12 protein-coding genes are annotated in these 12,351 nt (G+C 44.4%); 4 read left to right on the top strand and 8 right to left on the bottom strand.

The annotated features are described in order from the left end of the window. Positions 1 to 244: 244 nt before the first annotated feature. A complete protein-coding gene (locus RB622_RS24265; RefSeq protein ID WP_308049326.1) occupies positions 245 to 622 on the top strand; it encodes a hypothetical protein in 378 nt (125 codons plus the stop codon). Here the strand turns inward: RB622_RS24265 and RB622_RS24260 are convergent. Beyond that, positions 582 to 1,382, bottom strand: a complete 801-nt coding sequence (locus RB622_RS24260; RefSeq protein ID WP_308049325.1) for a TSUP family transporter — start codon at positions 1,380 to 1,382, stop codon at positions 582 to 584. The two genes, RB622_RS24265 and RB622_RS24260, sit on opposite strands and share 41 nt — an antisense overlap. Positions 1,383 to 1,703: 321 nt before the next feature. On the opposite strand from RB622_RS24260, the gene RB622_RS24255 reads away from it, so the two are divergent. Beyond that, positions 1,704 to 2,234: a DUF2911 domain-containing protein gene (locus tag RB622_RS24255; RefSeq protein WP_308049324.1), complete on the top strand. Its 531-nt coding sequence runs from the start codon at positions 1,704 to 1,706 to the stop codon at positions 2,232 to 2,234. A gap of 84 nt (positions 2,235 to 2,318) precedes the next feature. Here RB622_RS24255 and RB622_RS24250 read toward each other — a convergent pair whose 3' ends face one another. The 4 genes from RB622_RS24250 to RB622_RS24235 form a co-directional block, all read right to left on the bottom strand. Continuing rightward, positions 2,319 to 2,552 (bottom strand): hypothetical protein, encoded by a 234-nt coding sequence (locus tag RB622_RS24250; RefSeq protein WP_308049323.1) that lies wholly within the window; start codon positions 2,550 to 2,552, stop codon positions 2,319 to 2,321. 116 nt (positions 2,553 to 2,668) lie between these two features. Continuing rightward, on the bottom strand, positions 2,669 to 4,051 hold the full coding sequence (locus tag RB622_RS24245; protein ID WP_308049322.1) for a TolC family protein: 1,383 nt from the start codon (positions 4,049 to 4,051) through the stop codon (positions 2,669 to 2,671). Between the two features lie 7 nt (positions 4,052 to 4,058). Continuing rightward, positions 4,059 to 7,208 carry an efflux RND transporter permease subunit gene (locus RB622_RS24240; protein WP_308049321.1) on the bottom strand — a complete coding sequence of 1,050 codons (3,150 nt, stop codon included), beginning with the start codon at positions 7,206 to 7,208 and terminating at the stop codon, positions 4,059 to 4,061. 136 nt (positions 7,209 to 7,344) lie between these two features. After that, positions 7,345 to 8,487 (bottom strand): efflux RND transporter periplasmic adaptor subunit, encoded by a 1,143-nt coding sequence (locus RB622_RS24235; protein ID WP_308049320.1) that lies wholly within the window; start codon positions 8,485 to 8,487, stop codon positions 7,345 to 7,347. Positions 8,488 to 8,703: 216 nt separating this feature from the next. Here RB622_RS24235 and RB622_RS24230 point away from each other — a divergent pair, with 216 nt between their 5' ends. Both RB622_RS24230 and RB622_RS24225 read left to right on the top strand, forming a co-directional pair. Next, a complete protein-coding gene (locus RB622_RS24230) occupies positions 8,704 to 9,333 on the top strand; it encodes a transcriptional regulator (protein ID WP_308049319.1) in 630 nt (209 codons plus the stop codon). Positions 9,334 to 9,477: 144 nt separating this feature from the next. Beyond that, a complete protein-coding gene (locus RB622_RS24225) occupies positions 9,478 to 10,692 on the top strand; it encodes an MFS transporter (RefSeq protein WP_409021878.1) in 1,215 nt (404 codons plus the stop codon). A 196-nt stretch (positions 10,693 to 10,888) separates the two neighbouring features. Here RB622_RS24225 and RB622_RS24220 read toward each other — a convergent pair whose 3' ends face one another. From RB622_RS24220 to RB622_RS24215, 3 genes are all read right to left on the bottom strand, one after another. Beyond that, the gene (locus RB622_RS24220) at positions 10,889 to 11,623 is read right to left on the bottom strand and encodes a hypothetical protein (protein ID WP_308049317.1); all 735 of its coding nucleotides are present in this window, start codon (positions 11,621 to 11,623) and stop codon (positions 10,889 to 10,891) included. An 86-nt stretch (positions 11,624 to 11,709) separates the two neighbouring features. Next, a complete protein-coding gene (locus tag RB622_RS30400) occupies positions 11,710 to 11,757 on the bottom strand; it encodes a hypothetical protein (RefSeq protein WP_409021886.1) in 48 nt (15 codons plus the stop codon). After that, complete coding sequence (locus tag RB622_RS24215) at positions 11,753 to 12,238, bottom strand: hypothetical protein (RefSeq protein ID WP_308049316.1); 486 nt, start codon at positions 12,236 to 12,238, stop codon at positions 11,753 to 11,755. Before RB622_RS24215 ends, RB622_RS30400 begins: the two co-directional genes overlap by 5 nt. Positions 12,239 to 12,351 lie beyond the last annotated feature (113 nt).

The following is a 12,351-nucleotide window of genomic DNA, read 5'->3' as shown; positions in this document are numbered from 1 at the left end:
GAATCACAATATTCTTTGCTCAAAAACTGCGCCAGCGTTTTTCGGATATTGTGAACGGTATCCAACCTTTGGAATGATTGATGTAAAACCTGCTCATTTTGGTAAGCTGGTTATCGTTTTGATACCCTGTTTCCACAGATCTGATTTTTGCTCGCGGGTTATTTTATTGATATAGAATTGATTATGTATTTGTGTCCGACTTGGAATGAAATTAGTAGCATTGTAGCATGACTTTAAAGCTACCATGATGATTACACAATATCAGATTATCGGTTTATTAAAACAGGAATTGCCAAGGATGAAGGGGAAGGCTTATTTTTCAGAAATTCCGAGGGCTTTTTCTTCTATCCACGCTTCAATTCATTGTTTGTCTGACTTCACCAGACGTAATCTTGAATTGAAACATTTCCGGACCGCACGAAAGTGTTTTGCTTTGGCTGAGAAAATTTATGTGGAAGGCGACATCATGGTACAACTTTTGATCGAACGTGTTTTTATTGATTCCTTAATTTTGGTTGAGACGGTGAAAGGGAAAAATCGCCTGGAAGTGCTGATTCCTCCTATACTTCATAAAATTTACCTCAGGCAGCGGGAGCCGCAAATACCTCCCAGCCATATTTGAAAATCATAATAACGACGACGACCAAAAAGATCAATCTGACAAAATCGTTTCCTTTTTTTAGCGCAAGTTTGCTGCCAGCAACATTTCCGGTCATGTTCAGTGCGGCCATCAGCAGTGCGAGTTCCAGCATGTAATTTCCCTGACGGACAAATACGATCAGTGCGGAAATGTTGGTGATGCAGTTTACAATTTTGGCATAGGCCGACGCTTGTACAAATTCAAAACCAAGAACGACGACAAAGGCCAGAACAAAAAAACTACCGGTGCCCGGGCCGAAAAATCCGTCATAAAATCCGATGGAAAGCCCAATGAAGGCTCCATAGAACAGCTGTTTCTTAAAGGATAATTCTTTTGATTGATATGTGCCCAGATCTTTTTTGAGAAAGGTGTAAACAGCGATGGCAATAAGAATAAAGAGTATCAGCGGTTTAAGTAAATTTACGTTAATGAGGCTGACGATTCGGGCGCCTGCAAAAGACGAAATAAAACAGGAGAAGGAAATGACGAATAGCAGCCTGAAATCGAAAACGATCTTTTTTGCATAATGATAAGCTGCAACCGATGTTCCGGCCAGCGCAGCAATTTTGTTTGTACCAAACAACGTGGCAATGGGCGTGGAAGGAAAAGAGATAAGCAACGCAGGAATCTGGATCAATCCACCGCCACCAACGACTGAGTCAATAAATCCGGCTATGAACGCCAGGATTCCCATGATGAGCAAAGTAGAAAAAGTGCAATCGGCAAAAAAATCAGAAATCATTGGCGGCATTTCAAACGTGGGGAGATGCCGCGAAACTAAACATCTCTATTTTAAGAAAAAAGCAGGCCAGGTTATTACCCGTTAAATTATAAAAGGTTCATCGGGAGATCATATTATCATCGGTAACAATGGGTTAATGGCAAGGAGACGGTCGCAAATGAGGTTCCAAAAAGAAGAATGTATGAAATTTTGCACCGTTGAAAAATTTGTTCTTAATCATGAATAAATTTTATTTATTTTAGTCGGGTAAATGCGCTATTTCTCAGCAGGTAAGACTGGGTAGTGACATGATTTAACAATCAAAACAACTTGTAGGACAACATGAAAAAGGAATTGAACAGAAAAGGATTTATGCTGACGCTGGCAGTCGCGTTGATGTCGACAGTGGCATGGGCGCAGGGAACGAAGCCAAGTCCGCCGCAAACTGCTTCGGGGAAAGTAGGGGCGGCAACCATTACCATCAATTATTCAAGTCCTTCGGTTAAGGGGCGTAAAATATTTGGAGGCCTGGTGCCTTTTGACAAGGTATGGAGAGCAGGTGCCAACGAGGCAACTATTTTTGAAACGGATAAACCGATTAAGGTAGAAGGAAAGACTTTGGCAGCGGGGAAATACAGTCTTTACGCCACACCCGGTGAAAAAGAATGGACGATCATTTTTAACTCGGAAACGGGGCAGTGGGGTATCAAACGCTCTGGTGAAACATCCAAGGACCCCGCAAAAGACGTGCTGAGTGTGAAAGTGAAACCTGCGAAAAGTGCTTCCATGAACGAGAAATTGAAGTATGAAGTAACTTCAAAAGGTTTTGCCCTGCTTTGGGATAATACCCAGGTACCAGTGGCGGTAAAATAATTGGAGCGAAATAATAAAAAGCCTGGCAAGGATTTCCATAAACGGGATCTTTACCAGGCTTTTCTATTTTAATACCATTTTAAGTTAAATCAGAATCACTTTGTGTGGCTCCGGATAACTCTCTACCGGTGCTGCCGGATACTCCAGCGCAACACGTTTTCCCGTTTTTTCGGCTTCTTCCAAAAGCTGAAAAATTTTCTCTTCCCCTTCAATTTTCAATGCCTGATACAAAAGGTTTCCGTACTGGAATTCATTGGAACCAAAACCGTTGATCTGTGCAACGAATTGGTATTGATCAAATAACTGTTTTCCTGTCATGGCCGTGCAATATTTTTTGGAGTGTTTCTTTGCCTGAACAACAGATGCAATTAATAAATCAAAGGTTGCATGATAAATTTTGATCCGAAATAAAATTATGATTAACGGTAAGTCGTTTAATTACTTCCTCCACCCAGGGCCCGATAAAGCGAGATCGCAGCCTGCCATTGCTGTAACCGGTCATTAACACCTTCCATCTGTGCGGCCAGCAGATTTTGTTCCGAGGTTAAAACGTCGGTGTAATTGGTGGCAGCGCTATACCGCAGTAACTTTTTGTTGAAATCAACCGATTTTTCCAGCGATTCCAGCTGTTTTGTACGGATAACTTGCTGGTCTATGGCAGTCTGATAAGAAAACAGCGCATCGGAAACTTCCTGTCCCGCCATGAGTAAGGACTTTTGAAGCGCCAGTGCTGCCTGTTCCTGACGCGCCTGTGCTGTTGCCAGCCGGGTTTTATTCAGTCCTTTGTTGAAGATAGGCTGGGTGATACCGGCCGCGATATTGCCAAACAATCCGAGGGAAGTAAGCCAGTCTTTAAAATTGAAACTGGTAAAGCCACCGGCGGCGGTCAGTTGCAGCGCCGGATAAAACATGGTTTTCGCGATGTTTGTATTTTCAAAAGCCATCATCAAACCATATTCGGCCATTTTTACATCAGGCCGGTTTTGTAAAAGCTGTGAAGGGATACCTGTTTGCAGATCAATGTACACTTGCTGACCGATGATTGAGGATCTTTTGATAGTTCCTGATGGTTGGGCAAGCAAAAGACTGAGCACATTTTCGGTTTCCCGGATTTGTTTTTTGATCCGGGGAATGGCTACTTCAGCAGCGTATTGATTGGCTTCACTTTGCACGACGGCGGCTCCGTTTACCACGTTCGCTTCTTTTAATGCCTTCACTGCACGGACATCGGAGATTCTGTTATCCTTTGTTTTTTCTAAAATTAACAGTTGTTCATCCAGCGCCAGCAGATAGTAATAATAACCGGAAATGTCGGCGATAAGTCTGGTTTTTACTGCTTTTGGAGCCTGCTCACTTTGCAACAAACCGGCCAGTGCGCCGCGCTTGGCACTGCGCAGTTTCCCCCAGATATCCGCTTCCCAGCTCGTCGTTAACCCAAGATCATATTGTGTTGTTGCACTTATGATGCCGTAGCCTTGTGGAAATGCGAGTTTGGATTGCTTGATCGATGTACTGGCGTTCAGATCAGGCAAGAATGCCGACTTGCTTTGCTGCCAGGATGCGTGGGCGGCATTGATGTTTTGAACGGCTATTTTTAAATCAATATTATTGGTTAAGCCTGTTGATATGAGGTTAAGCAACAAAGTGTCAGCAAAGAAGTTTTGCCATGAAATAGCAGCGATGTTTATCGTATCTCCGCCAACTTTACTCCTGTACAGATTTTCTGTAATCAATTCAGGTCTCTGATATTGTTTGGTGACCTGGCATGCCGAGGTAAGAACCGCGAGCATGATTAGCCATTTATATCTTCTTATCATGATTTTTTTAGTTAAAAGTCAATTCTTCTTCCTGTATTTTCTTCGGTGCACCACTAATTTTCTCGTGCAGTTTTTGGAAAATGATGAACAACACCGGGATAATGAACACGCCGAAAATAGTTCCGATCAGCATACCGCCAACGGCCGCCGTCCCAATCGAGCGGTTGCTGATGGCTCCCGCTCCGGTGGCAACCATCAGCGGAAATAGCCCGAAAATGAAGGCGAAGGAGGTCATTAGAATAGGGCGTAACCTGGCCGTTGCCCCTGAAACGGCGGATTGAATCAGGCTTTCACCATTGGTCCTGTGCAAGAGTGCAAACTCTACGATCAGGATTGCATTTTTTGCCAAAAGCCCGATGAGCATGATCAAACTGATTTGCAGGAAAATGTTGTTGTCCAATCCAAAGATGCGCGCGAATAAAAACGCACCCGCCAAACCGACCGGTAGAGAAAGTAAAACGGAAAATGGCAGGATGTAACTTTTGTACTGTGCACTTAATAAAAAGTAAATAAACACCAGGCTGAGCATGAAGATCAGAAGCGTCTGATTCCCGCTGGACAGTTCTTCTAGGCTCAGTCCCGAAAATTCAAAGGTATAGCCTTGAGGCAGGGTTTGTGTCGCTGTTTCCTGAATAGCGCGGATCGCGTCACCCGAGCTGAAACCAGGTTTCGGTGCTCCGTTGACGGCCGCCGCTGTAAACAGGTTGAAGCGGTTGACGAATTCTGGCCCGTATACTTTTTTCAGGGTTATAAATTCAGAAATTGGAGCCATCGCGCCCTTGTCGTTCCGGACATAGATTTTATCCAGTGCCTCTTTGTTGGTTCGTTGTGCAGCTTCCGCCTGAATCATTACCCGGTATTGTTTTCCAAACCGGTTAAAGTCTGAAGCATAAATTCCTCCCAGATAACCCTGTAAGGTAGACAGGACTGCATTCACGGGGACACCGGCTTCCTTAGCTTTGGCTACATTAACCTGAACCTGATACTGCGGAAAGTTTGTGTTGTAGGACGTAGCGGCGTACATGATTTCCGGGCGCTGGTTAAGCGCTCCCATAAACTTGCCGATCGCCGCGTCGAAAGCTTTGTAAGTTCCACCGGTTTTATCCTGTAACTGAAACTCGAAGCCATCGTTGTTGCCAAAACCCTGTAACGTAGGTGCGGCAAAGAAAATAATACTGGCACCTTTGATTCCGGCTGTTTGGGTAAACAGTTTTCCGACAATACTCTTGATATCCTGCCCCGCTTTCGTTCTTTCCTTCCAGGGTTTTAGTTTAATGAAAATTGCCGCATAGGAACTGCCGACGCCGCTCATTAAATCCATTCCTGCAAGTCGGGAAGATAATTCCACCTCGGGGATACTTCTGGCTATGCTGTCGATCTGGTTTGCGATTTTTTCCGTGCGCTCCAAGGAGGTTGCCGGTGGTAGAATCACGTTGCCATAAATGGAACCGCTGTCTTCGTTTGGGACAAAACCTGTGGGCGTAGTTTTCACCAAAAACCAGAACAACAAGGTAAATGCGCCGACTCCGGCAATGGCGATCCATTTTTTACCGATCAGAAAATGGACAGATTTTTTATACCGTAAAGTCATAACGTGGAACGAAGCGTTGAAAGCAGCATAAAACCTTTGCAGGAATCCTTTTTTGACCTGCTTGTTTGGATCATGGGGTTTCAGCAGAATGGCGCATAAAGCAGGGCTCAAAGTCAATGCGTTAACGGCTGAGATAATGATGGCAACGGCCAGTGTTAAACCAAATTGCTTGTAAAATATACCCACAGAGCCTGTCACAAAGGTCACCGGGACAAAAACAGCAGCCATGATCAGGGTGATGGAAATAATGGCCCCGCTGATCTCACTCATGGCATGGAGGGTTGCTTTTTTAGCAGATTTAATGCCTTGGTCCAATTTGGCATGGACTGCTTCAACGACCACAATGGCATCGTCCACCACAATTCCAATGGCCAGCACCAGTGCGAAAAGCGTCAGCAGGTTAATGGTAAAACCGAAAAGTTTAAGGAAAAAGAATGTCCCGATGATGGCAACCGGAACCGCGATGGCCGGTATCAGCGTCGAGCGGAAATCCTGTAAAAAGATAAACACGACAATAAAAACAAGTACAAATGCTTCAACCAATGTCCAGATCAGTTTCGAAATCGATGCATCTAAAAATTCATTGGCGTTGGAGAAGACGCTGTATTTTATTCCTTTTGGAAAATTTTCAGAAGCTTCTTTCAGTACCTTTTCACATGCTTTGATAATCTCATGTGCATTGGAACCTGCTGTTTGGTTGATCGCCACATAAGGCGACTGGCGGCCTTGTGCTGTAATCGTGCTGGAATAGTTAAATGCACCCATATCCACCTCGGCAACATCTTTTAATCTCAACATCTTTCCGTTTCCGTTGGAACGCAGGATTATGTCGGAAAACTGTTCCGGTTTTTCGAGACGGCCGGTGTATTTGAGTGTATACTGAAAAGTCTGATTGCTGTTTTCTCCCACTTTTCCGGGTGCCGCTTCAATATTTTGCTCAGCCAATGCCGTGATAATATCCTGCGGAACCAGCCCGTAAATGGCCATGACATCGGGTTTTAGCCAGATCCGCATGCTGTAATCCATGCTACCGTACACAGAAGCTTGTCCAATGCCTTCAATCCGTTTGATCTGCGGCATGACATTTATTTTCAGATAATTATCCAGAAATTTTTGGTCGTATTTGCCGTCTTCGCTGTATAACAAAAAGCTGAAAACCTCACTGTTCAGGCGTTTGGTTGTCGTTATCCCGACTTTGATCACTTCCGCCGGCATCAGGCTGGTGGCTTTGGTGATCCGGTTTTGCACATTGATAGCCGCCATATCGGGATCCGTTCCCTGTTTGAAATTGATCGTGATCGTCGCGCTGCCGTCGTTACTGGCTTTGGAGGTCATGTAGGTCATGTGCTCCACGCCGTTAATCTCCTCTTCAAGCGGGGTTATGACCGTTTTCATAACTACTTCCGCGCTTGCCCCCTGGTAGGTTGCGGATACCTCAACAGCTGGAGGGGCAATGTCCGGGTACTGCGAAATAGGCAGGGAATATAGTCCCAGCAGCCCCAGCAGGACAATGATAATCGATATTACCGTTGATAATACCGGATTTTCTATGAATTTTTTTAACATGATTATTGCATATTTTTGACAATGGGTGACAGAAAAGAGCATAGCTTTCCTGTGTCAGTCATGACTGATTTTTTCTGGTAAAGGATTTGAATTCGGAGAGCGAACACCTCAAATCATAGGAATGATCTGAACTTTGTTACCTGGACGTGGCTGAAATTTTAGGTTTGATAATCATTCCGTCTTTTAGCGAACCCATGCCTTCGGATACAATATGCTCGCCCGCGCTTAACCCTCTTTTAACAACATAAAATTCCCCCGCAGGGATATCCTCAACCTCTATTTCTGTATTTTTCACCGCGCCATTGTTCCCCATCACGTATACAAAAAGCTTCTCCTGCATCTCGTACGTGGCTTTTGATGGAATAATGACGACATCCTTCAAAGTAACCGGGACACGGATCACGGCACTGGAACCGCTCCTGATCAGCCCGTTGGTGTTCGGGAAAAGTGCGCGCATCTGAATGGAGCCTGTTTGGGTATCAATCAACCCGCCGACGGTTTCCAGGCGGCCTTTGTTTTCATACTCCTGCTTGTTTGCGAGCAATAAAGTAACCTCAGGGAACTTGATTAATTTTTCTTTAATATTTTTACCTTCCTGGTTATACGTAAAGTCCAGAAATTGTTTTTCATTCCAGGAAAAATAAGCGAAAATTTTACTGATATTCGATACGGTCGTGAGCGGTTGCGGCGACGAACTGCTGACCAGACTACCTGTTTTGTACGGAATGCTACCGACAACGCCGTCCGCAGGGCTCGTTATCTGCGTATACCCCAGGTTGTTCCGCGCGTTGATGAGGCTGGCCTTTGCTTGTGCCAGGGCTGCTTCTCTGGATTGCAAAACCAGTTCGGCAGATTTAAGCTCATACGCGCTGATGATTTCTTCTTTTACCAGCGGTATGGTCTTTTCAACCTGGATTTTAGCCGTATTGACTTCCGCCTCCGCATGTTTTATCGCTGCCGTTGCGGTCCTTACTTCCTGTTCGTATTGCGGCGCATTGATTTTGAAGAGCAATTGGCCTTTCTTGACTTCGGCGCCTTCATCGACCAGTATTTTCTCAATAAAACCATCCACTTTTGGGCGAATCTCAACGTTTTGCTGTCCTTGTAAATTGGCCGGATAGTCTATATGTACAACCGTTGTTTTAGAAACGACGGTTTCAACAGGGTATTCTTGTGGCTTATCGGCAGTTACGGCCTGGGAAGGATTACTGCCGCAAGAATATAAAAATGGCAGAATAGCCATACTGGCAAGCGTGCTTGTAAATGTTAAATTTTTCATGGTAATAGATTTTTGTTTGGGTATATATTTCCTCGCTACCTGGTGATTATCAATAGGTAGTGCTAGTTTTTTGAAAGATGTGAAATTTTGAAAAAATGTTACAGCATATGGTTTAGCTGATCAGGTTTGCTTTTAATTTTTCATAGGCTGGCTTATTAATTTGTCTGGCAAAAGTACTATCTTTGTTTATTAAACCAAATAAATACTTTGTTTATTATGAAAAATAATTTGGCCGGTAATGACAGGGTGATCTGGATGCTGAAAACGCGGGGGCCTCAGCCGTTGACGGCGATAGCAACGGAGATGAAAGTGACCACTGAGGGAGCCCGTTTTCAACTGTTAAAACTGGCGAATGAAGGTTTGGTGGAGTCGGCAACGGAATCAAAGGGGAGGGGGCGTCCGCAGCAGATCTGGTCGCTGACGAGTACCGGGCAGGCACGTTTTCCGGACACACATGCGGAGCTCACCGTTAAGCTGATCAGGACGATCCGGGAGACTTTGGGACAAAAAGCGCTCGACACGATCATCGAAGCAAACGGTCAAAGCGGCGTTGATAAATATTTACAGGAGCTGAAAGGGATTCAGGGACTTGAAAATAAAGTGGCACAGCTGGCGGGGATCAGAGATCGGGAAGGGTATATGGCCGAATACGAAAAGGACGGGGAAGGGTATCTGTTAATTGAAAATCATTGCCCGATTTGCGCCGCCGCCACGGAATGTCAGAATTTTTGCCTTTCAGAATTAAATACATTCCGTACCGTTTTGGGTGAAAATGTGATGATCAAACGTGTGGATCATATTTTGTCGGGTTCGCGCCGGTGTGCTTACAGGATACAGGAAAAATAGTTTTAGCAGGTCTGAATGCAGTTTTGTGACGGGTGTAACTAAAAAATTAAATTAGTTATGCCCATGGTGAACGGAGCTTTATGGTAAACTGTTTACCTGTGACACCCGGCAGCCACCCGAACAATAGCGTAAGAATGACAGATTATGGTTCAAAGAATTATACAAAACTACAAGGTCTCATTTAGTGGTCTAAGCAGGGAAACATGGTTGCTGAGTTTGGTTATTCTGATAAATCGTTGCGGTTATATGGCCGTGCCCTTTATGAGTATGTACATCACGCAAAGCATGCACCGAAGTATTGCTGACGCCGGGTTAATCATTACGCTTTTTGGCGTGGGTTCGGTAGTTGGGGCTATGGCCGGTGGTTATTTTACCGACCGGATCGGATTTCGGACGGTACAGGTAATCAGTCTGGTTGTGAGTGGACTGATGTTTGTTCTGTTCGGGCAAATCGATGATTTTAATGGGCTATGCGCGCTCACGGTTGTTTTGAGTTTTTTTGTGGAAGGTTTTAAGCCTGCCAATAATACGGCCGTCGCGTCCTATTCTTCACCCCAAAATTTAACACGTTCTTATGCACTTAACCGTCTGGCGCAAAATGTCGGTTTTGGTTTCGGGACTTCCGTAGGTGGATTATTGGCTGCCATTAACTATCATTTATTGTTCTGGGTCGACGGCGTGGTTTACACCTTTGCCGGGATATTGATTCTGGTTTTGCTGCCTAAAGGCCGAAGTATTCAGAAAAAATCCGAAGAAAACAGCGACGAGATTCCAACGCTTTCTCCCTGGAGAGACCCATTTTTCGTCCGCTTTATCTTTTTGGTTACCATATACATGGTCAGTTTTGTCCTGCTGTTCAGGCTGGTTCCGGTTTACTGGAAGGAGCAGTTGCATATCGGAGAATCTACCATCGGAATTTTGCTTGGCATGAATGGCGTCATCATCGCACTTTTTGAAATGGTGCTGATACAAAACCTTAATGGGCGAAAGCCTGAGACTTTTTATATTGTTGTTGGTGTCGTGTTTACGGCTTTTGCCTACTTGTTTCTCGTGGTGCCTGGCGTTGGGCCGATCATGATCGCGGCGGCAACGGTATTGTTTTTTACGACGGGAGAAATGCTTACGCTGCCCTACATCAGCACCATGATCATGAGCCGGGCTACTGAGCTGAACCGCGGGAAATATTCAGCGGCTTATTCCATGTCCTGGGCCGTCGCGCAGATCATCGGACCAGCTGTCGGCGGGTTTATTGCAGGACATTGGGGATATGACACGCTTTGGCTCGTCCTGGTGGCTTTGAGCAGTATTTGTGCATTGGGTTTCAGATTTCTTTTCCAAAAGAGGGTACGTCTGGGATGAAAATCCGAACCCAATGAACAGTTGTGGTTTTTGAGGAAACTGTTTTAACTCGGTCATGATAAATTCAATGATCCAGTCACCTGTATTTTCAAGATCGTGGATTGCACTTCCGTTGGCCAGAATATTCTGGAATGAAATACTGTTTGGGCGTTCGGTTTAGCATCCTGTGCGGGTTTATCGGGATACCCATTGCCGTTTATTTTGTCAGATTTTCCAGTGCTTTTTTCAATTCATCAAACGCATAGCCCTCAATATAAGCAGCCACATTTTCTGATTTGTCTATGACGATAAAGGAAGGAATCGCCGTAATTGCGAATTTTTCATTGAATCCGTAGGAGTTAGGCACTGGAATAAAGGGTAATGGCTGAGAAACGATGAATTTTTCAAGGTTTTCTCTGGATTCATCCAAAGTGCCCAGAGAAATAAAATCGCCCGCCCCGAGATAAGGTTTGAGAATGTCCTGCATTTTCTGGGTTATACCGACATCCCAGAATGGTCTTTTCAATTGAAGCCAGAAGCTTAATACAACAATATTTCCCTTTAAATCGGAAGAGCGGTATGTTTTTCCATCCAACCCCTTCATGACAAACAGCGGCATTACCTCCCCGATCTTTGGTCGCAGGGTTAAATCCTTTTCGTAAGTGCGATTGTCGCCACGCTCCTCCGTTGTAGCCGGACGAAGTCTAAAACTGTCTATTTCACCAAACTCATTGTAAAGATTTTCGAGACGATAGGCGTTCATATCGTTTTTAGTAAGTGTCCGATATTCGTCATAGGAAATTTTTCGCCCCGTTGCTTTGTCAATAATCAGGGCATTTTTATCAATTGTAACTTTTTTTACAATCGCGCCTGAGCTGATGTGCAGTTCCTGTGAGAAAACGGGAGTATGTGAGATCGCAGCGAGTAGTAAAAACAGGTTTAACTTTTGCATAGCTATTGCATTTAGATCAAGAAACGGGTGTATATAAAAAGCGGCGTCAAAATACGAAATTGACGCCGCTTTGGCAGACTTAACTATTACTGTTTTATTATTTTATAAGTAGCCTGTTTTTCCTGGCTTTCAATTTTTAAAATGTAAATGCCGGGGGATAAATTTCGACATTTCACTTGAACTTAATGTATTGAGTTTAATTGGCAGGTCATCTCCGGCATTGATCGTGTCTGAGTTGACAGACGACAGCTCGATGGTCCCTTTGGAATAAATTTGAAAGGAGTACCAGTTGCTCTCTGTTTTAGGCGAAGAAGTGACTATTCTTAGCTGCAAATAAATGGATGAAGTCAGGGCCGGATCGGTATATCTGACTTCCAGTTTGCCGTCTTTCAGTGTCGCAGGAACCTCAGCGAGGATTTGTGTCTCGTTGGACTTTCTGACCTGGACTGTAAATTTGTTGTCGGACTTAACTTCCCCGGCCATTGTAAACTGAATCTTCTGAAGGGCTTCGAGGCAAATATTATCTACGTTGTAGATTGAAATGGTTGGGGTTTGGGCAGTAGTAATGAAGGGTAAATATACTAGCAATAGGATAACGAAATAAACTTTTTTCATAGGGAGTCGGTTTTTACCCCCAAACTTAACAGAAAAAGCAGTCTATGTCACCATATTGAAATTTATCCGTTTTGCTCTTCTGCCATATCATTGCGCATAAACATATTTCGCTC

Origin of the sequence: Dyadobacter sp. LHD-138, from assembly GCF_030929615.1 — a bacterium.
Taxonomy (GTDB): Bacteria; Bacteroidota; Bacteroidia; order Cytophagales; family Spirosomataceae; genus Dyadobacter.
Note: the sequence above shows the minus strand (reverse complement) of the source record. Positions and strands in the feature narration are given on the sequence as shown.